16 protein-coding genes, 5 tRNA genes, 1 rRNA gene and 2 riboswitches are annotated in these 19,767 nt (G+C 38.4%); of the genes, 4 read left to right on the top strand and 18 right to left on the bottom strand.

The features are described 5' to 3' along the window. Positions 1-193: 193 nt before the first annotated feature. From FKZ59_RS13395 to FKZ59_RS13380, 4 genes are all read right to left on the bottom strand, one after another. The gene (locus tag FKZ59_RS13395) at positions 194-1,237 is read right to left on the bottom strand and encodes a ribonucleotide-diphosphate reductase subunit beta (protein WP_141603256.1); all 1,044 of its coding nucleotides are present in this window, start codon (positions 1,235-1,237) and stop codon (positions 194-196) included. Next, positions 1,218-1,670, bottom strand: a complete 453-nt coding sequence (locus FKZ59_RS13390; protein WP_181733300.1) for a flavodoxin — start codon at positions 1,668-1,670, stop codon at positions 1,218-1,220. The genes FKZ59_RS13395 and FKZ59_RS13390 overlap by 20 nt, the downstream gene beginning before the upstream one ends. Further along, positions 1,649-3,844, bottom strand: a complete 2,196-nt coding sequence (locus FKZ59_RS13385; RefSeq protein WP_408057516.1) for a ribonucleoside-diphosphate reductase subunit alpha — start codon at positions 3,842-3,844, stop codon at positions 1,649-1,651. Before FKZ59_RS13385 ends, FKZ59_RS13390 begins: the two co-directional genes overlap by 22 nt. Before the next feature lie 177 nt (positions 3,845-4,021). Further along, a riboswitch (cobalamin riboswitch) is annotated at positions 4,022-4,219 on the bottom strand. Positions 4,220-4,385: 166 nt separating this feature from the next. After that, positions 4,386-4,916 (bottom strand): hypothetical protein, encoded by a 531-nt coding sequence (locus tag FKZ59_RS13380; protein ID WP_141603253.1) that lies wholly within the window; start codon positions 4,914-4,916, stop codon positions 4,386-4,388. 120 nt (positions 4,917-5,036) lie between these two features. Continuing rightward, a riboswitch (cobalamin riboswitch) is annotated at positions 5,037-5,287 on the top strand. A 173-nt stretch (positions 5,288-5,460) separates the two neighbouring features. On the opposite strand from FKZ59_RS13380, the gene FKZ59_RS13375 reads away from it, so the two are divergent. The 4 genes from FKZ59_RS13375 to FKZ59_RS13360 are packed head-to-tail and all read left to right on the top strand — an operon-like array spanning position 5,461 to position 8,812. After that, positions 5,461-6,450 (top strand): ABC transporter substrate-binding protein, encoded by a 990-nt coding sequence (locus FKZ59_RS13375; RefSeq protein ID WP_141603252.1) that lies wholly within the window; start codon positions 5,461-5,463, stop codon positions 6,448-6,450. 6 nt (positions 6,451-6,456) lie between these two features. Further along, positions 6,457-7,485: a FecCD family ABC transporter permease gene (locus FKZ59_RS13370; RefSeq protein ID WP_141603251.1), complete on the top strand. Its 1,029-nt coding sequence runs from the start codon at positions 6,457-6,459 to the stop codon at positions 7,483-7,485. Beyond that, positions 7,482-8,270, top strand: a complete 789-nt coding sequence (locus tag FKZ59_RS13365; protein ID WP_141603250.1) for an ABC transporter ATP-binding protein — start codon at positions 7,482-7,484, stop codon at positions 8,268-8,270. The genes FKZ59_RS13370 and FKZ59_RS13365 overlap by 4 nt, the downstream gene beginning before the upstream one ends. A 17-nt stretch (positions 8,271-8,287) precedes the next feature. Continuing rightward, complete coding sequence (locus FKZ59_RS13360; protein WP_141603249.1) at positions 8,288-8,812, top strand: hypothetical protein; 525 nt, start codon at positions 8,288-8,290, stop codon at positions 8,810-8,812. 110 nt (positions 8,813-8,922) lie between these two features. Here FKZ59_RS13360 and FKZ59_RS13355 read toward each other — a convergent pair whose 3' ends face one another. The 14 genes from FKZ59_RS13355 to rrf form a co-directional block, all read right to left on the bottom strand. Continuing rightward, on the bottom strand, positions 8,923-9,477 hold the full coding sequence (locus tag FKZ59_RS13355; RefSeq protein WP_141603248.1) for a hypothetical protein: 555 nt from the start codon (positions 9,475-9,477) through the stop codon (positions 8,923-8,925). A 486-nt stretch (positions 9,478-9,963) separates the two neighbouring features. Further along, complete coding sequence (glmS, locus tag FKZ59_RS13350; RefSeq protein WP_141603247.1) at positions 9,964-11,766, bottom strand: glutamine--fructose-6-phosphate transaminase (isomerizing); 1,803 nt, start codon at positions 11,764-11,766, stop codon at positions 9,964-9,966. A gap of 639 nt (positions 11,767-12,405) precedes the next feature. Beyond that, positions 12,406-13,758, bottom strand: a complete 1,353-nt coding sequence (gene glmM / locus FKZ59_RS13345) for a phosphoglucosamine mutase (protein ID WP_141603246.1) — start codon at positions 13,756-13,758, stop codon at positions 12,406-12,408. A 77-nt stretch (positions 13,759-13,835) separates the two neighbouring features. Then, positions 13,836-14,888 (bottom strand): CdaR family protein, encoded by a 1,053-nt coding sequence (locus FKZ59_RS13340; RefSeq protein WP_141603245.1) that lies wholly within the window; start codon positions 14,886-14,888, stop codon positions 13,836-13,838. Then, the gene (gene cdaA / locus FKZ59_RS13335) at positions 14,881-15,717 is read right to left on the bottom strand and encodes a diadenylate cyclase CdaA (protein WP_141603257.1); all 837 of its coding nucleotides are present in this window, start codon (positions 15,715-15,717) and stop codon (positions 14,881-14,883) included. Before cdaA ends, FKZ59_RS13340 begins: the two co-directional genes overlap by 8 nt. Before the next feature lie 287 nt (positions 15,718-16,004). Further along, positions 16,005-16,625, bottom strand: a complete 621-nt coding sequence (locus FKZ59_RS13330) for an anti-sigma factor family protein (protein WP_141603244.1) — start codon at positions 16,623-16,625, stop codon at positions 16,005-16,007. 12 nt (positions 16,626-16,637) lie between these two features. Then, entirely contained in the window at positions 16,638-17,201 is a 564-nt protein-coding gene (sigW, locus tag FKZ59_RS13325; RefSeq protein ID WP_141603243.1) for an RNA polymerase sigma factor SigW, read from the bottom strand. Positions 17,202-17,339: 138 nt separating this feature from the next. Further along, positions 17,340-18,275, bottom strand: a complete 936-nt coding sequence (gene rocF, locus FKZ59_RS13320; protein WP_141603242.1) for an arginase — start codon at positions 18,273-18,275, stop codon at positions 17,340-17,342. Between the two features lie 355 nt (positions 18,276-18,630). Next, a tRNA-Gln gene (locus FKZ59_RS13315) sits at positions 18,631-18,705 on the bottom strand. A 7-nt stretch (positions 18,706-18,712) separates the two neighbouring features. Then, positions 18,713-18,797 (bottom strand) — tRNA-Tyr (locus FKZ59_RS13310). 7 nt (positions 18,798-18,804) lie between these two features. Beyond that, a tRNA-Val gene (locus tag FKZ59_RS13305) sits at positions 18,805-18,880 on the bottom strand. 32 nt (positions 18,881-18,912) lie between these two features. Next, a tRNA-Glu gene (locus tag FKZ59_RS13300) sits at positions 18,913-18,984 on the bottom strand. Positions 18,985-19,218: 234 nt separating this feature from the next. Continuing rightward, positions 19,219-19,293 (bottom strand) — tRNA-Asn (locus tag FKZ59_RS13295). 345 nt (positions 19,294-19,638) lie between these two features. After that, positions 19,639-19,754, bottom strand: a 5S ribosomal RNA gene (rrf, locus tag FKZ59_RS13290). Positions 19,755-19,767: the final 13 nt, after the last annotated feature.

Below are 19,767 nucleotides of genomic sequence, written 5' to 3'. Positions count from 1 at the left end.
CACTTTCAATAGACTAGTAACAGTATATTTGAAAGTGATTGATGGTGGGGAAACTGTTTAATCTTATTTGGGGAATTCTGTTGAGTTCTATTTGTGGAAAACTGTTGATTCTAGTTTAGCGTTTACAAAAAGAAGGGCTGCTAAAAATATTAGTACACCCTTCAGAGATTTGGATTTTTAATATTAATAATTTTTAGAGTTCATCAAAACCATTCAAATCACTAATCTTCGTATATTGACGATTTCTTTGTTCAAAGAAATCCGTTTTTGTTTCATCAAAATTATCTACATATGCACGAATCCATTTCATTGGATTATTAATATGCATTGCGTATATTTCACTTAATCCTATCATTCGTAACATTTTATTCGCTCTATATTTAATAAAACCTTCCATTTCATCTAAATCAATGCCTTCTACACCATTTAACACATAGTGAGACCATTCCACTTCCAATTCTACAGAATTTCTAAATTGTTCATAAACCCAATCAGTAAAATGTTTTGTATTTAGCTCTGGATTTTCTCCCAATGTTGCCCGAACTAATTCACAAATAAAACGACCGTGTTCTAATTCATCTCGGTTAATGTAACTAATCATTGTAGATGTTCCAACCATTTTGTTTTGGCGCGCTAAATTATAGAAGAAAGCAAAACCTGAATAGAAGAATAATCCTTCAAGTATTGTGGAATATACTAATGTTTTTAATATATTTTCTAAAGATGGCTTCTCGACAAATTGATTATATATCTCCATTATATTTTGATTACGTTTAAGTAAAATCGGATCACTTCTACCAATTTCAAAAGCTTCATTTTGTTTATCTAACGATACTACGGAAGATAATATATAAGAATAGCTTTCATTATGCACTGCTTCTTGTTGTGCAATGACAGCTAAAATAGATTGTACTGATGGATCTGTGGCATATAAGGATGTGAGTAGAATGGTCCTTGTTTGCGATGAATCTAATGTCGCTAAAAGGCTAATTACTTTTAAAAACGTATCTTGTTCCTCCGTTGATAACATTGGAAATTCCTTCACATCATTCGACATATTCACTTCATCAGACTTCCAGAAATTACTTAACAAGCGTTTATATGTTTTATACCAATGCGGATACTTAATATTATTCCAATTTAAAATACCACTCGATTTTCCTCCAAACAGTGCAGTTGCTCGATTTGGATTCATTGGATCTAATGTTTTTACCTTTTCAAGCAAGTTTGGTGACATCTTTAACAATCCCTTCTATCCATTTTTTTACGATTTTTTCTTGACTTCCTCTAGGAGATTGTTCAATTTTTAAAGGTTCCCAACGACTATTGTAGAATCTTGCTAATTTCACAGCCGCCAAGCAAAATAATTCATCGCCCCCAAACTGAGTATCACCAGTACCAAATACTGCAATATTTTTTGGTTTATAGCCTATTTCCCATACAAAATCCTTAACTTCAATAGGTAATGCACCCTTTGCCCATGTAAAAGTACCAATAAATATTAAATCGTACATTTTAAGATTGATTGGCAAATTGACTCCGATTCGATGCATATCCACTTGAAATTTCTTTTCTTTTAATACTTCCTCAATAATTTCTGCAACTTCTTTTGTATTTCCACTATAAGATAAATAAGCTATTAAAGCCTTCAACTTTGACACCACACACATTCTTCTACTTCATTCGATGTAGAGCGAACATAATAGGTTGTTTTTAAACCTGATTTCCAGGCTTGAAAATGCAGATCTAGCAGCACTGATGCCTTTATCGTGTTTGGAACATAAATATTAAATGAAATGCTTTGATCGATATGTTTTTGACGAGCAGCATTTTGTTTGATTGACCATCTTTGGTCCACAATATAAGCTGAACGGCGATAAATATTATACGTTTTATGATTTAAATCAGGTGCAGTTGTCGGAATTCGGTAATCCTTTTTCTCCTCAATATAAAAAGGTTTAAAGATAGGATCAATACCAGCGGTGGAACCTGCAATAATCGAAGTTGTCGCATTAGGTGCAATGGCCATTAAATATCCATTTCGAATTCCATATTTTTTAACATCTTTTTGAAGTTGCATCCATCGTTCGTCTGTATAACCTTTATAAATAAAATACTCACCAGAACTCCATTTACTTCCTTCAAATAATGGATAACTGCCCTTTTCTTTGCTTAACTCCATACTGCTTCGAATCGTGTAATAAGCTATTTTTTCATAAAGTTCATCTGCATATTGTACTGCTTCTTCTGATTCCCATTCAATATTCTTCAAAGCTAATAGATGATGCCAACCAAATGTTCCAAGTCCAATGGCCCGGTATTTTTTATTCGTGATTTCTGGTTGTTTAATTGGCAGCGTATTAATATCAATTACATTATCTAACATGCGAACTTGAATTTTAATCAAACGTTCTAAAACATTATCAGGTACAGCACGGCCTAAATTGATAGAACTCAAATTGCAAACAACAAAATCACCAGCTTTATATTTTTTTACAATTATATTTTCGTTTTCGATATATTCTTCAATAAATTCTGTTGGAGATTGATTTTGCGCAATTTCCGTACATAAATTTGAACAGTAGATCATACCTTGATGGGAATTGGCATTTTGGCGGTTGACTTCATCACGATAAAACATAAACGGTGCGCCAGTTTCTAATTGGGATCTCATGATTCGCTTCATAATATCTATTGCTGGAATTCTTTTTTTGGAAGAAAGATTGGCTTGAATACATTCTTGATACTTTTTACGCCACTGTCCATCGCCCTTCTTTTCATCGTAGAAGTCTTCTAGCGAGTAACCCATCACTTGTTTCACTTCATATGGATCAAATAAATACCAATCTCCCCGTTTTTCTACCTGTTCCATAAAATAATCGGGTATACATACTCCTGTATATATGTCATACGCACGCAACCGTTCATCACCATTATTGAGTTTCAAATCAAGGAAATCTTCTATATCACGATGCCATACATCTAAATACACACTAATAGCGCCTTTTCTTGTACCAAGCTGATCAACACTGACTGCTGTATTATTTAATTGCTTAATCCATGGTATAACACCACTTGACATGCCCTTGTATCCTTTGATGGAACTACCTCTTGCACGAATTTTCCCCATATAAACACCGATACCGCCTCCATTTTTAGAAAGCTGGGCAACATCGCTATTACTATCATAGATTCCTTGTAAGCTATCATTTACAGTATCAATAAAGCAGCTAGATAACTGCCCATGTGTTTTTCCGGAATTTGCAAGTGTTGGGGTCGCAACAGTCATATACAGATTGCTTAAAGCCCAATACGCTTCTTTTACATACTCATTTCTCATGGATTTATCTTCGTCTTGCATAAGGTACATCGCAATAATCATCCAGCGTTCTTGTGGCAATTCATAAACATTTTTCTCATAATCCGTTGCTAAATAACGGGTTGCCAAAGATAGAATAGCTGGATATGTAAATAACAAATCATGTTTAGGTTCAATAAATGATTCAAAATACTCAATGTCTTGTTTTGTATATTTCATTAATAACTTTTCGGAATAGATTCCTTTTTCGGTCAATATCCGAATCAAATCATAAAACGATCCATAAGTACGATTATGATTAAATTCATATCCTCTGTTTCTTGCTGCTTTATAATAAAGATTTTGTAAAAAAATTCTTGCTGCAATATAGGTCCATTCTGTATTTGCTTCATCAATATTTTCAAGAGCATACTTAATTAAAATATCTGCATCTCTCTCATCGAATGGATTGGTTACTCCTGCTTTTCGAATCTTCTCTTTGTATTGGTCTGATGCCAACTTGAAATCATTAAAAATACGATCGATGAATTCAGAAAGTGTTTCCTGTTCAATACTTTGATTTCTTGTCACCTTGATTCCTCCCTAAAAATAAAAAATCCGTCATTCTCGGGGAATAGACGGAAAAAGGAAGAATACGACAGAAATAAAACATATGTAAAATATATCTTTTCCTATCGTTTCTCCTTCTCACACCCCGAAGAATAGAAACTACAAAGTATGGCAGGTCTCCTGGCTCGTGTATCCTCCTACTATAGCCCTTCCCGTATCGTCACCTTTCAGTAAATCGATACAGTGGTTTGCTAATTCGTCCACACTTACAGTTGCGGGGGCAGCTCCAGATTCTCACTGGATTCCCTATTAAGGTATTAAAAATTACCACCATAACTTTATACTCAACATTTTGTGTTATTAAATTTTAAACTACACAATATATAGTGTATGTTATCATATAAAATTCATGCTTACAATCTTAAAAAGTAAATCTAAAATATTTACAAATCGTTTTCATCTAGTATTCTCTTAACTAACTTGCAATATATATAAATTTGGGCTATCTATAAACTATTTATTTAGTTTTTCCATAAGATTTGCTGATAAAAGGGATTTCTTCGGTTTTAGTTAATTTATTCGCTTCGATTGCCAGTACAAAAAATACATTCGCTAAAAGTCCTAAAAACTGAAATAAAATTTCCGGCACTTCTCTCTCTTCGCTTACTTTGTGTAAAGCACGATAGCTCTTTTTCGCTTCACTTCGACAAATATGCAATCGCGTCGCCAACTCAGAACCTTGTGGCAAAACGAATTGCTTATTTGTCTCGCCTGCACGTTCGACAAAATCATCATATACAGATTCCAGCCACATTAAATCTTCTTCTGTAATCGCTAAACGCCCTCTTACAGATCCATTGGCATGATAAGCTAGCGGTTGTATTGTTCTTAAAATTTGAGTGATTTCTTCAAACTTATGTTCATTTTTGCTTACACTTATGCAATCTCCTATTTTTGTCGTTAAGCTGTCTGTCATAATTTCATAATCTACCAAGCAACTTTTCTCCCGCATAAACGGATAACTAATATAACGCCAGTTTTTTGCCATAGATATCTTCCCTCCCAAAAAGAAAAGCTGCTGATTAGTATATCCGATGTGGTGCAATCATGTAAAGTTTTGTTATACTATTGCATTTATTAAATGATTTATGCTAGATTATAGTTAATTTCATATCGAGGGTGTTTAAGTGCTCTTCTTGGAAGAGGTAAAAGGAAAACTAGTGAAAATCTAGTACAGCCCCCGCTACTGTGAGGATGGATGAAACTAACAGTAACCACTGAATGTTACATTCGGGAAGACGTATGGTCAAACCATAACCCTTGTGATACAGAAAGGTAACCACTGAATGTTACATTCGGGAAGGGTTAGGAGTAAGAGGAAGTCCGAGTCAGGAAGCCTGCTTAAACACTTTGCAAACGTCTTTTCGGGTGGGAAAAGAACGGGTGCAAGCAAGTTATGCTTTTTTTATGCTTTTTTGTGCTTTTTAACGCTTTCACGCCTGTATTCCCACTTGGGATACAGGCTTTTTATTTTGGTTTCATGTGTGGCCACACTAAACATATAAAAAATTTTATAGAAAAGGAGATTTGTGATGAATCAATTCACCAAATTGCTACTACCCATATTGCTTTTATTATTTTTAACAGCTTGTAATACCGATACTGCCAACAATGATGATGAAAATTCGATAAATCAACCATCCGAACAAGCTAAACAATCGGCTTATCCGCTGACGGTGACAGATGGCCGTGGTAAGGAAATTACCATTTCGGAAAAACCGAAACGTATTGTTTCGACTGCTTTAGCTGTCGATGAATTGCTGGTGGATTTAGTACCTTCTGAAAATCTTGTAGGCGTCACAGCGATTTCTAGTGATCCAGCGATTTCCAATGTTGCAGGCAAAACCGATTCAATTGAAACGAAATTTGAAACCGTAACAGCCGAGCAAATTTTAGCATTAAAGCCAGATTTAGTGATTATTCCTTCTTACGTTAATCCAGATGTATTGAATCAATTAGAAAATGCCGGAATTACAACATTCCAAGTCATCGATGACACTTCCTTTGAAGGTATTTTAAAAACCGTTGAAACGCTGGGGAAAATTGTCGGAGAACAAGAAAAAGCGACTAACTTAATCGCGGATATTCAAAAACGAATCGATGCATTAAAAGAAAAAGCGGACAAAAAAGAAAATAAACCCCGCGTTCTTTATTACACGGAATACTCCTCCAGTGTGACAGACAATACCACAATCGGTGAAATGATTAAATTAGCCGGCGGAATTAATGTTGTATCGGAAGCAGGGATTGTAGGCGAATCCTACCCTGACTACCCGGAAATTTCAAAAGAGGTTTTGGTTCAATTAAAACCAGATGTGATTTTTACAACTGCCTGGGGGGCTACTACAAACAATGGGGAGCCGGCTTTCGTAACAGAATGGAAAAAAGACCCTGCACTAAAAGACGTGCCAGCTATTAAAAACAATAAGATTTATGTGCTAGACAGCGCCAATGTAACCACTGCCTCCCACTATGTAATCGAAGGAGCAGAAGAAATGGCTGCGATTTTATCTAAGGAGTAACAAAAGATGAAGCAACTGAAAATGCCCGTCTTTTTTATCGCCAGTTTTATATTATTTCTATTCAGTATCGTCATCGCCACGAGTTTCGGTGGCGTGACGATTCCCTTTTTTGAAACCGTTCAAGTTTTTTTGGCGAAACTTCCTTTTTTCTATTATGAAACGGACTCAACCTTTGAACAGATTTTGCTTTATATTCGCTTGCCACGTGTCATTGTAGCAAGCATTGTTGGTGCCAGTTTAGCTGTGTGTGGGGTGGTCATGCAAAGCTTATTCCGCAATCCGATGGCAGAACCGGGCATCATTGGCATCTCATCAGGAGGCTCTTTAGGAGGAGTCATTGCTATTTATTTTGGATTATCCCATATCAGTACCTTTTTTGTTCCTGTCTTTGGTTTTTTAGGGGCTCTCCTCACTTTGCTTCTGGTCTATATCATTTCTACATCAAACGGCAAAACATCCATGTTAACTCTTCTTTTAACAGGGGTCGCCATCAGTTCGTTCATTTCCGCTTGCAGTTCTCTTATTATTACATACGCGAGCTACGGCCAATTGCAGCAAATTCTATACTGGCTTATGGGCAATTTAAATGGACGGGATTGGGATGATGTAAAGCTGTTAATCCTCCCTTTTATCCTTTGCAATATTCTCATATTCAGCTACCGCAAGCAGTTGGATATTTTATTGCTTGGGGAAGAGGAAGCGAAAAACTTGGGCATCCATGTGCAACGGACACGCACCATTTTATTAATTAGCGCTTCTTTATTAACAGGGGTTTGCGTCTCTTTGACTGGCGTCATCGGATTTGTCGGCTTAATTGTTCCTCATATGATTCGCTTGTTGATTGGGCCAACCCATCGTTATTTGATACCAACCAGTCTGATAGGTGGTGCATTATTTTTAACATTGGCTGACTTAATCGCGCGCCTCGTTATTCGCCCAGCTGAAATTCAAATTGGGATCATTACTGCATTCTTAGGCGCTCCATATTTTATTTTCTTAATATTGCGCCAGAAAAAAATGGAGGGACTTTTATGAATGAAGCGGCTCTTGAAATTCAATCTTTAACCTTTCATCGGAATGCCCGAACCATTTTTAATAACCTTTCCTTCACTGTTGAAAAAGGGAAGTTTATTGCCCTCATTGGACCGAATGGAACGGGAAAATCTACCTTATTAAAATGTTTGGCCGGCATTAATCGGATTGATAGCGGAGACATTAAAATTTTTAATCGGTCCCTTCGACAGCTGAAACCTTTGGAAATCGCCAAACGCATCACCTATATGCCCCAAACGACCACATTAGAGACGAATTTTACTGTGCAACAAGTGGTTGAAATGGGGCGTTATCCACACAAAAAACGGTTTTCCCGCTGGATGAAAACCGATCAACTGGCCGTCAAAAAAGCGTTGGAGCAAGTCGGCATCAGCCATTTGAAACATCGATTTGTCCCTTCTTTATCTGGAGGAGAACGGCAGCTTGTCTATTTAGCAAAAGCCATTGCTCAAGAAACAGATATTTTACTATTAGATGAACCGACTTCTGACTTAGATATTTACTATCAAGTCATTGTAACGGACATTCTTCATTCTCTCGTACAGGAAGGAAAAACGGTCATAGCAGCCATTCATGATATCAATTTAGCTACCCGCATTTGTGACCAATGTATTTTTTTAAAAGATGGAAAGTTTGTGGCTTATAATGCCCCTTCTGACGCGTTAAATACCGAAAATATTGCCAAAACATTTCAGGTGAAATCCATCATTTATCAAGAACCTTTAACGAAGAAAAAACAGATGATGCCTGTTGATGTATTAACATAGTGAAGGAGTAAAATTCAATGAAAAAAGATTTACGTTATATTTGTTATAGCTATATGAAAGAAAAAAGCTGCAAAGTGGATTATGAAGTGCTTTCAGATGCTTTAACTGTCAGCATTGGCATGGTGATTCCCTATTTAACCAAAGAGCATGAACAAATTATAAAAGATGATCTCATTCGCCTGCAGCAATTAACGTATCACGCCAATGGTTCTGTTCGGGGCAACCTGGCTATCACGGAAGAAGATGTTGAATGGTTAAGCTCACGGTACGACTATTATAGCGGGCAAGTGGGCGAAACAATGAAACATTTCGTCATACCACAAGGATGTCTGGCAGCACTGCATTTGCATCGTGTGAGAAATGATGCAAAGCTTGTTTACCGCGCCTTGTATCATGTACATAAAGAAAACCCGGTTAGCGAATTATTATTCAAATTTATCGGCCTTCTATCAAACGTTGCCCATGCTATGGCTCTTTACGTTAACAAGCTGAACGATGTGAAGGAAATTCCTTTCGATACTAAATCCTATACTTTATATTAATAAAGAAGAAGCCTTGTTACAGCAAGAATTGGGCTGTATCAAGGCTTTTTTAGTTGCGACTTATTGTTAATCTTGTCGAATCAAATGAGATCTCAACTAAATTCACATTTTTAGGAAATGAAAATATGGAAAAGACCAATAACTATTGAAAAAGCGATTAACGTCATATGTGTTGTTCGTAAGCTTTTAACCTTTTTATTTTTAAATAACATCAACCCAATAACACCAGCTATTGTAAATACAATTATTGATACTAACCCACTTACCCCTTCATCTTCTAATCTTCCTTCATGAAGGTACATGAGAATTCCGTGACTGATACCTAAAATGAGAGTGGCAATTCCAATCAGTATGTGGTATTTACCTAAAAATTTCGTGATCGATATATAAACTTGCTTAATTGACGGAAATGTCGTAATCATCGGTTTTGTTAATCTTCTCATTGGAAATATTAACCCAGCCACTGCAAATGTGATAACGGTTCCCCAGCCAATCATTTCTCCTGCATCTTCATAGCGATCGTCTATATGTTCTTTTTTGCCATACTCCCATTCGTAATGCTCATGATGCTTCCCAAAATCATCATCGGCAAATGCAATGTAACTAGACGTAGAAATCAGTGTAAAAAAGAATATTAGTGCCATCAATAATTTCAAATATTTCATACATCTTCTCCTGTTCATATTGATTTTTACCATAAGTGTAGCCGGTCAATATGAAAAATTTCTGAAATCATGGCCGAAAAAAAATTTCAATTAAATTTGACAAAAAAATAAGACCTTGATGCAGCAGGCATTTACGCTGTATCAAGATCGCACCATTTTTCCATTTTGATCTATCAGATCATAAAGATCGATTAATATATTCATCACAAGATTAGGGAAGTACAGTTCTTATCTATTTAACTGAAGAAGATTTTACTTATGTTACTCATCAATTAATAAGCAAAGATGATTTGATCAGATTACCTGAAAAAATATGATTTTTTAGGGATTGGGAAACAAGATTTCCAACCGAAGAAAAAACGAACTATATTTGAAGCTTTATGATACAGCTTCAATATAGTTCGTTTTTTGCTGTTATTTAGAGTATTATTTTTTTAAATGACTTTCTTTATCCAAACACATCACAGATTATTCAAAGCTATAATTCTATTCCACCGTTACGGATTTTGCCAAATTGCGAGGTTTGTCAACATCGCATCCGCGGTCGAGCGCTGCATAGTAGCTGATGAATTGCAGCGGCACGACAGAGACAAGCGGTGTTAGAAGTGGATGAACTTTCGGAATCACCAGGCGGTCATCGTGCTCATCCAAGCCTTCCATGGAAATCACGCATGCATTCGCCCCGCGCGCCACGACTTCTTTCACGTTGCCTCGGATATTCAATGCCACCGGCGCTTGCGTTACAAGCGCAAAGACAGGCGTTCCTTTTTCGATCAACGCAATCGTTCCGTGCTTCAATTCGCCGCCGGCAAACCCTTCCGCCTGAATATAAGAAATTTCTTTTAGTTTAAGAGCGCCTTCCAAACTTACGTAATAATCGATAGTCCGCCCGATGAAGAACGCATTGCGCGTATGGCTCAAATACTCTTTGGAGATTTTGTGCAATTCCTCTTTGGAATCCACAATCGTTTGAATGGCGTTTGCAGCGATGGCAAGCTCGTGTTTTAAATCAAAGTCGATTTTTCTTCCTTTGCGTTTTCCAGTGACATAAGCGGAAATCGCCAACACCGCCAATTGAGCCACATACGCTTTTGTGGATGCCACCGCAATCTCGGGACCGGCATATAGGAGCAATGTGTAATCCGCTTCACGGGAAAGGGTGGAGCCCGCTACATTTGTAATCGTTAAAGCCGGATAGCCCAATTCTTTCACTTTAACAAGCACTTGTCTGCTGTCCGCTGTTTCACCGGATTGGGAAATGAAAATAAACAGCGGTTTTTCGGAAAGTAATGGAATATTATAGCCAAATTCGCTGGCAATATGCACTTCCACTGGTATGCCGGCCAATTTTTCGAAATATTGTTTTCCTACAAGTCCGGCATGATAGCTCGTTCCGGCGGCAATGATGTAGATTCGGTCTGATTCGCTGATGGCAGACAAGATTGCTTCGTCAATCGTCAACTCTCCTGCATCATTGCTATATTCCTGTATAATTTTTCGGACAACGCCGGGCTGTTCATCCATTTCTTTCAACATGTAATGAGGATATGTTCCTTTTTCAATGTCGCTTGCATCCAATTCCACCGTATAAGGTTGACGCGCAACGGGACTTCCATCCAGTTTGGAAATTTCCACTTTATCTTTGTAAACCAGCACCACTTCCTGATCCTGCAATTCGATAAATTGATTTGTCAATTGCAGCATGGCCATTGCATCTGATGCCACTACATTGAAATCTTTTCCAATGCCGACAAGCAAAGGAGATTTGTTTTTTGCCACATAAATGACTTCATTATTTTTATTATCCAGGAGCGCGATTGCATAAGAACCATGCAAGAGGGATAAAGTTTTCCGGAAGGCCTCCTCTGTCGACAATCCTTCATTCGCAAACAATTCAACGAGCTGAACAATTACTTCCGTATCCGTATCGGATTTCATCGGAACATCTTTTAAATATTCTCTTTGAAGCAAGTGATAGTTTTCAATAACCCCGTTGTGTACAATCGTAAATCTTCCAGACGCGCTTTGGTGAGGATGTGCATTGATTCTATTCGGCTCTCCGTGAGTGGCCCAACGCGTATGGCCAATGCCGATTTTGCCCCCGATGTTTTTATCTACAATATTCCGCAAATCTGCAATTCTACCTTTTTCTTTAAAAACCGTAACTCCTTTTTCATTTTGAATGGCGATACCTGCTGAATCGTAGCCGCGGTACTCAAGTTTTTCCAATCCTTTCAACAGGATTTCTTTCGCATCTAAATTTCCGTTATATCCGACGATTCCACACATACTTTATTCCTCCGTTATAGCGATATCATGTTTAAAAAATTTTAAAAAAGACAATAAAAAACTTCGCCTACCTTTCTCTTTTCAAAAAAATGGAGCCCTGTAAAACCCAATATAATCCAAAAAAGAAGGCAGGTTTGATATCGCTTTATTCATTTATAAAGTTGCCTTTTCGTTCCTTTGTCCATAAAATTGCTTTTATGTTTTAAGAACGAAAATCACGACCGGGCAACGCGGCCGGGAGGCATCCGCCGATCACCTCGATAAACCTCCTCCTCGTCAACTAAGGATTGCACGTACGATTTCCTTAGTCCGGGCGCTATAATTATATTCCGCTGATTTATATAGCGCGAAACTACCCTCCTTTGCCGCGCTTGTATAATTCCATTGAAAATATTGGAAATTATACTATTGGAAAATCAACATCTACATAATACAGAATATGATAATTTCCGTCAATGATTTACTTGTTTTTCATTAGTTTCTGCTTTCATAACCATCCTGAAAGGAATTTATGTATAATTGCCCAAGAAAACTTCGGGCAAAGGAGTATTATGGATGACGCTCAATGGTTTTACCATAAAAATATAAAAACTGTGCAGAATATCGGCACACCGACATTCTGCACAGCAAACGGATGAATTACTCATTCAATCCCATTTCTTTTCTTACGACTTCTGCGATGCGATTTACATAACTCTCACATTCTTCTTCCGTTGGCGCTTCCACCATCACGCGGACTAAAGGTTCAGTTCCGGAAGGGCGAACCAATACCCGGCCGTTATTGCCAAGGATGCTTTCCACTTCTTTGATCACTTCTTGCACTTTTGGATTATCTTTCACTTTATGCTTATCCGTCACACGAACGTTTACTAAACGTTGCGGATAAATTTTCATTTCGGATGCCAATTCAGATAAACGTTTGCCTGTTTTTTTCATGATGTTTACTAATTGGATTGCGGTAAGCATTCCGTCGCCGGTAGTGTTGTAATCCAGGAACACAATATGGCCGGATTGTTCGCCGCCCAAGTTGTAATCATTTTTCCGCATTTCTTCCACGACATAACGGTCGCCTACAGGTGTTTGTACGCTTGTCATTCCGTTTTCTTCCAATGCTTTATAGAATCCCATGTTGCTCATGACTGTCGAAACAATCGTATTTTTCTTTAAGAGACCTTTGCTGTTTAAATATTTTCCGATGATGAACATGATCTGGTCGCCATCCACAATGTTACCTTTTTCATCGACAGCAATCAGACGGTCGCCATCACCGTCAAAGGCAAGCCCTACGTCCGCTCCTCTTTCTACTACAAATTCGGCAAGTTTTTCAGGGTGTGTAGAGCCTACTCCATCATTGATATTTAACCCATCCGGTGAAGCGCCCATTGTGGAAATGTCTGCTTCCAAATCGGCAAATAAATGGGTAGCCAAAGAAGAAGTGGCCCCATTTGCACAGTCCAGCGCGACATGAATGCCTTCGAAATCTTCGTCCACTGTCTGTTTTAAATAGGAGATATATTTTTGTCCCCCTTCAAAATAATCGCTGACTGTTCCCAAATCCGCGCCGATTGGTCTAGGAAGGGTATCTTCTTCGGCATCAATAAGCTTTTCAATTTCTTCTTCTTGTTCATCCGTCAGCTTAAATCCGTCCGGTCCGAAAAACTTAATCCCATTGTCTTGCACCGGATTGTGGGATGCGGAAATCATGACACCGGCATCCGCATTCATGACACGTGTCAAATAGGCTACACCCGGAGTGCTGATCACGCCCAGTCTCATCACTTCCACTCCGATGGATAAGAGCCCTGCCACTAACGCTCCTTCCAGCATATGACCTGATATTCTTGTGTCTCTGCCGACAATCACTTTCGGTCTTTCTTTTGCATTTTTCGTTAAAACGTACCCCCCAGCACGCCCAATTTTAAAGGCAAGTTCCGGTGTGAGTTCTGCATTTGCAATTCCCCGTACACCGTCTGTTCCAAAATATTTTCCCATAACTATTCTCTCTCCTTCGACAATTGACATTCCATGTTTTTTATATTTTATGGAATCAAAAATAAAGTAGGATTGGTTTATTGATTTATTTTATGGTTTTCATCCTCATTCACATCATTTGCACCGTCAGCGTTATTTGGATTTTCGCTGGTTGTTTCGTCAACAGCCGTTTCAGTGGATTGCGTCGGCGTCATTGAAACATTGGCACGCACAACAATTTTGTCCGGATTTATTCTTGTTGCTCCTTTCGGCAATTTTAAGTTGACTTCAAAATTGCCTGAACGGTTTACCTGTGACACGTCAAATTCTACGACTAATGACTTCAGCGAGTCAATAATCGATTTAGGGCCATACAGCACCACTGATTTGGTATCAGTTTCCAGCTGATGAATGACTACTCCTTGTGGAGGAGCTCCAGTTTGTTTAAGGGTTAAGGGAACCCTTCTGCTATATTCTTCAACTTCCACCGTCACTTTTACAGTTTGAGGCTCAACCGATACATCCAATCTATTCAAATTGCCGTCCAATACTCTGACATTCGCTTCTTGCGTAAATGATTCTTTGATTTCCTTCGGCGGCGAAACCGTTGCCTTTACGTTGCTGATGCTTTCAATCACGCTTTTCGCGCCTGTTATGGTTACTTTACTTGGTTCGACGGACATGGATCTAATTATATAACCATCCGCGAGTGACCGGCTGTTGATTTCTGGTTCTACTTTGAACTCTTGCGAAACTTTTTCCTCAATGACAACATCCACCACTTCAGGGTTAATGGTCACTTTCAACTTATCAGAAAAATTTTCATGTTGAATTGTGACCCTGTGCTCGCCAATCAGCAAGTTCCTTAAATCAACGAACACTTTAAAATCCTTTTTAAATTTCGTTTGCAGCACAAGTTGCATTGGTCCTTCAATGGTTACATCCACGGTTTCAGGCAATCCGGTCACAATGAAATTCTCGGAATCATAATAAGCCTCCAAAGGTACATCCGTGATGATATCCACTTGGTTATTGGACGTTGTCGTTTCATTCTTATCCGTCAACTCCGCTTTAACGTAAAAGAACAGTAGGATGGCCAAAATAAAAGCTGTAGCTCTTAACACCCATATATTATCAAAAAATTTATCCATGTTTTTTCCCCCTCCAAGTCCACTTAGAGGATGCTTCTAATTCCTCTTCGGGGCCAAACCACAATGTTTTCAGCAACGATTCAAAGTTCTCCAAAGAGAGGTTTCTATGCAGATTTCCGTTTACCGCAATACTGATTGCGCCTGTTTCTTCCGATACGACTACCACAATGGCATCCGTCACTTCACTTAAACCGAGGGCTGCCCTATGCCTAGTCCCCAATTCTTTTGAAATCAAAGTGCTTTCGGATAAAGGCAAATAACAGGCTGCCGCCGCAATGCGGTCTTTTTGTATAATCATGGCTCCATCGTGAAGCGGAGTGTTCGGTATAAATGTATTAATAATCAGTTCCGAACTGATATGCGCATCAAGTTTGATCCCTGTTTCAATATATTCGTTCAATCCCGTTTCTTTTTCGATGGAAATCAGCGCACCAATCCGCCTTTTGGCCATGTAACTGACCGCTTTCTTCATCGCTTCGATTAAGCGGGCTTGTTCATCTTCCAACTGGTTGCTGGATCGCTGGAATAGTCTCCCGCGTCCTATTTGCTCAAGGGCTCTCCGAATTTCCGGAGTGAAGATGATAATGATGGCCAGAAATCCCCAATCGATCACTTCTTGTAGCATCCAGCCCAATGTATCCAGTCCGAAGATTTCAGTGGCAATTCTGGCAACGATAATAACGAATAGCCCTTTTAACAACTGAACAGCTTTTGTGCCTTTAATAAGCGTTAAGATTTTATATATGACATACCAAACAAGAATGATATCCAATAGACTGAAAATGATGTTGACGGGCGTAAAATCTGTAAACTGTTCGATTATATCCATCATGTGGCATCCCCCGCTTATTTCACCAAATCAAGTACAAAAAATACGAAATGATATAGTGTATGCTTGATTTATAAAAAAAGTATATAAACATTTTTCATTTTTAAATAAAAAACTTTCCGATTTATCTACTATCAACAAATATATCATAATCAAAATCATGGAACTTTTATAGTATTAACGAAACAATTTTTCTAATGTTTCTTTTATTTTAAAAAAATGGGGCCCTGCGCGTGTAAAATACAAAAAAATATCATCCAATTCGGGATTGGATGATCAATCATGAATCACTCTTCTTCATTTTCAAATAATGCCACAAAATCTTTTGCCATTTGTTTCACTTCATACCAAACCCATTCAAATACTTGATCGATTTCCTGGATTTGACCTGTTACGACTGCCGTCGATGCCATATACTCTCCATTTATGACAATCACATTGCCATCCACTTCGCCTTCAACGACAATATCCCCGTTTTTTACAACGATGTCTCCTTTTACCACTTCGCCTTTAGGAACAATGACCGTCTGCCCCTCTACAATTAAGTTTGGCTGCTTTGTAACGGAAAATTTATCATCATGGAAGCTTCCGAACAACGTCGCACTCATAAAAAGAATAAACATTGCGGCCGCTACCAAAAACGGATGTCTTCTAAGCCATTTCTGCACGCCAATTCGATTTTTTGGTTTAGGGAGACGCTTCATTACTTCTTCCTCAAAATGTGGAGGAGCCGTAACGGGTGATGCACTTTTAATAAATGCAACCGTGTCGCTGAGTTGATGCATATGTTCCTGACACGCCGTACATGTCTTCAAATGCTGTTTAAGCACTTGCTCGTGTTCTCGGCTAATGTCCCCGTCTAAATACTCGTGCATATACTCAATAATGTATTTTGGACACGTACTCATGCAATTCCCCTCCTACAGTTTGTTTAACTGCTTTCTCAGTGCTTCACGGCCCCTATGAATTCTGGTTTTCACCGTTCCCAAAGGCAAGTCTAGTATTTCGCTGATTTCCTGGAGCGAACATTCTTCAATATATTTTAATACAATCACCGTACGATATTTCTCAGGCAATCTGCTGATTTCATACTGGATGCGTTCTTGAAACTCCATTTGAAGAGCTGCATCTTCCGGTTGCGGATCCTCATTTGCTATATGTGAATACATGTTTAATCCATCAGTTCCTTCAACCTCTGCATCTAGATAATAATCCGGCTTTTTTTTACGAATCCGGTCGATACATAGGTTCGTTGCAATTCGATATAGCCAAGTCGAAAACTTCTTTTTTTGATCAAACGTATGTAGATTGATGTACGCCCGAACAAAAGCTTCTTGCGCTATATCTTCAGCTTCTTGTTTATTTCCAAGCATCCGGTAGCATATTTGGTACAACTTGTGCTGGTATAGACTCACGATATCTGCAAAAGCATTTTGATCACCTTTTAGAACCTGCTTTATCCTTTTCTTGACTAACGCATCCATGCGTTCCCTCTCCACCTTTTTGGCTTAGATAATGTACGAATAAACCCCATAAAAAGTTTCATCTTTCTGAAATAAATTAAAAAATTTTTTACATTCTTATAAAGTATTTATAATTCTATAGAAATAAATAGTGATTTTCTACACCAATTTTTCTCCCAGCAACGAACCCATCAAAGCAACAGCCGTGTTGGCTGTTTTATTGCGTTCATCAAGGATCGGATTTACTTCCACGAATTCGCACGATGTAATCATTTTAGCTTCTTCCAACATCTCCATGGCCAAGTGGCTTTCACGGTAAGTAATGCCTCCAGGTACAGGTGTTCCTACGCCCGGAGTAAATATGGGATCCAATGCATCCAGGTCAATAGACATATGCACTCCATCCACGTGTCTTGCTTTTAAATACTCCACGGTTTCCTCAATCACTTTAGACATTCCCATCCGGTCAATTTCATGCATAGTAAAAATTTTAATGTTCTTTTCTTTGATCAACGCTTTTTCTCCTTCATCAATCGAACGTGCACCGATAAAGACGATATTTTCAAACTTTAATTTTGGTGCATTCCCCGCAATACTGATTAGACGGTGATCACCGAGGCCAAGATTAACCGCCAGGGGCATTCCATGAATATTTCCGGAAGGGGTCGTTTCGGGAGTATTGATGTCTGTATGTGCATCAAACCAAATAATCCCTAAATTTTGATAATGTTTTCTGATTCCGGCTATGGAACCGATGGAAATGCTATGGTCACCACCAAGAATGACGGGAAATCTGTCTTGCTTGATTACCTCATCGACTTTTTTTGCCAATCGTTCACTGACTTCCAGCACTTCTTCCAAATTTAATAGTTTCCCGTCATATTGTTTGTTCCGTTTTGTCCTGTGGACGGAGATATCGCCTTCATCAATGACATCATAACCTAATTTTTCCAATCTCTCAATGGCTCCTGCATATCTCATTGCACTTGGCCCCATATCGACCCCTCGGCGTTGTTGACCGTAATCAGAGGGTACTCCAATAATTGAAATTTTTTTTCGGTCCAATGAGATCCACCTCCCAATTTTACTATTCATTCTATAAGAGATTTATAGATTGACTCAACTTGACATAATTTTGAATAAATATGCAAATCAAGCTTCATTCTTTTTAAATTGTTTTGGAGAGGAAACGCAAATTTTAAAACAGGTAAAATAAATTTGGTTTGTACATTTCTTTTTGCTTTTGTTAAACCCTGATTCAGGAAGTTCTGCAAAATTTTATGTGCAAACCGGAAATCGCCTTTTACGACATCCGCAATCTTCAAAAGATGATTCGAATAAAGTATAATAAAAAAATCCTTTACTCATTCGAGTAAAGGATTGGCAAAGTTGAAATTTATTTATAATGACACTTTATTGAAGGGTTATATGTCCGAGATTTTCATAATATTGGCTGGGGTACCAGGATTCGAACCTGGGCATGACGGAATCAAAATCCGTTGCCTTACCGCTTGGCTATACCCCAATCATCATGGTGGAGGGGGGCGGATTCGAACCGCCGAACCCAAAGGGAACGGATTTACAGTCCGTCGCGTTTAGCCACTTCGCTACCCCTCCGAATGTCTGGTGGAGGATGACGGGATCGAACCGCCGACCCTCTGCTTGTAAGGCAGATGCTCTCCCAGCTGAGCTAATCCTCCTAAAAAAGTATAGGTATAAAAGAAAAAAATAATGACCCCTACGGGATTCGAACCCGTGTTACCGCCGTGAAAGGGCGGTGTCTTAACCACTTGACCAAGGGGCCATCATCCTATTCAATCAGACAGGAATTATAATATCATGATTTATTGAACTATGCAATAGAAAAATATAATTTTTTTATAATTTTTCTACCTATTAAAACAAGGTTGATTTTTTTTTAGAATAGGACTGCCTCAAATTGCTTGATGAATCGGTTTACTGCTTTGAGAATAGGATTCCAATATTTTTTATATAAACTTATATTAATAAGCTTTTGAAAAAAAAAGACAAAAAAATATGGCTCCGAAGGTAGGATTCGAACCTACGACCCATCGGTTAACAGCCGATTGCTCTACCGCTGAGCTACTTCGGAACAATCATAAACGGATTGGGTTTGGTTGTGTACAACATAAATTATATCCACATTTTCGTTTTTTACAAGTGGAAAAACCGAAAATATTTGTCGTTTTCAATATTTCATCACAAGGTACGCTGGTACAAAATCTTAAAAGATATAAGAAGAGTAGATATTACATCATTTTTACCTATGGCATCTTAACTGCCATTTTACGTTTTGAAATTCTTCAGGCTCTATCGGGATCCATATTCTCTCAATCCACTTTCGGTTTTTAGTTTGAACAGGATTGGGTTTGGATTACCCCTAAAATTATATATAAAAAAAGCCACTACCGACCTTCCGTCAGTAATGACTTTTTGAGCCCAGCAACGTCCTACTCTCGCAGGGGGAAGCCCCCAACTACCATCGGCGCTGAAGAGCTTAACTTCCGTGTTCGGTATGGGAACGGGTGTGACCTCTTCGCCATCGTCACTGGACTCACATTGTATG

The organism is Ureibacillus terrenus, assembly GCF_006569205.1.
Taxonomy (GTDB): domain Bacteria; phylum Bacillota; class Bacilli; order Bacillales_A; family Planococcaceae; genus Ureibacillus; species Ureibacillus terrenus.
This window is presented reverse-complemented; position numbering and strand designations above follow the sequence as displayed.

What these genes read in the sequence shown, in the direction of transcription:
- FKZ59_RS13340 (WP_141603245.1), bottom strand. Translation starts at nt 14,888, where the DNA reads ATGGATAAATTTTTTGATAATATATGGGTGTTAAGAGCTACAGCTTTT.
- cdaA (WP_141603257.1), bottom strand. Translation starts at nt 15,717, where the DNA reads ATGGATATAATCGAACAGTTTACAGATTTTACGCCCGTCAACATCATT.
- glmM (WP_141603246.1), bottom strand. Translation starts at nt 13,758, where the DNA reads ATGGGAAAATATTTTGGAACAGACGGTGTACGGGGAATTGCAAATGCA.
- glmS (WP_141603247.1), bottom strand. Translation starts at nt 11,766, where the DNA reads ATGTGTGGAATCGTCGGATATAACGGAAATTTAGATGCGAAAGAAATC.
- sigW (WP_141603243.1), bottom strand. Translation starts at nt 17,201, where the DNA reads ATGGATGCGTTAGTCAAGAAAAGGATAAAGCAGGTTCTAAAAGGTGAT.
- FKZ59_RS13365 (WP_141603250.1), top strand. Translation starts at nt 7,482, where the DNA reads ATGAATGAAGCGGCTCTTGAAATTCAATCTTTAACCTTTCATCGGAAT.
- FKZ59_RS13395 (WP_141603256.1), bottom strand. Translation starts at nt 1,237, where the DNA reads ATGTCACCAAACTTGCTTGAAAAGGTAAAAACATTAGATCCAATGAAT.
- FKZ59_RS13370 (WP_141603251.1), top strand. Translation starts at nt 6,457, where the DNA reads ATGAAGCAACTGAAAATGCCCGTCTTTTTTATCGCCAGTTTTATATTA.
- FKZ59_RS13390 (WP_181733300.1), bottom strand. Translation starts at nt 1,670, where the DNA reads ATGTGTGTGGTGTCAAAGTTGAAGGCTTTAATAGCTTATTTATCTTAT.
- FKZ59_RS13360 (WP_141603249.1), top strand. Translation starts at nt 8,288, where the DNA reads ATGAAAAAAGATTTACGTTATATTTGTTATAGCTATATGAAAGAAAAA.
- FKZ59_RS13355 (WP_141603248.1), bottom strand. Translation starts at nt 9,477, where the DNA reads ATGAAATATTTGAAATTATTGATGGCACTAATATTCTTTTTTACACTG.
- FKZ59_RS13380 (WP_141603253.1), bottom strand. Translation starts at nt 4,916, where the DNA reads ATGGCAAAAAACTGGCGTTATATTAGTTATCCGTTTATGCGGGAGAAA.
- FKZ59_RS13330 (WP_141603244.1), bottom strand. Translation starts at nt 16,625, where the DNA reads ATGAGTACGTGTCCAAAATACATTATTGAGTATATGCACGAGTATTTA.
- FKZ59_RS13375 (WP_141603252.1), top strand. Translation starts at nt 5,461, where the DNA reads ATGAATCAATTCACCAAATTGCTACTACCCATATTGCTTTTATTATTT.
- rocF (WP_141603242.1), bottom strand. Translation starts at nt 18,275, where the DNA reads ATGAATAGTAAAATTGGGAGGTGGATCTCATTGGACCGAAAAAAAATT.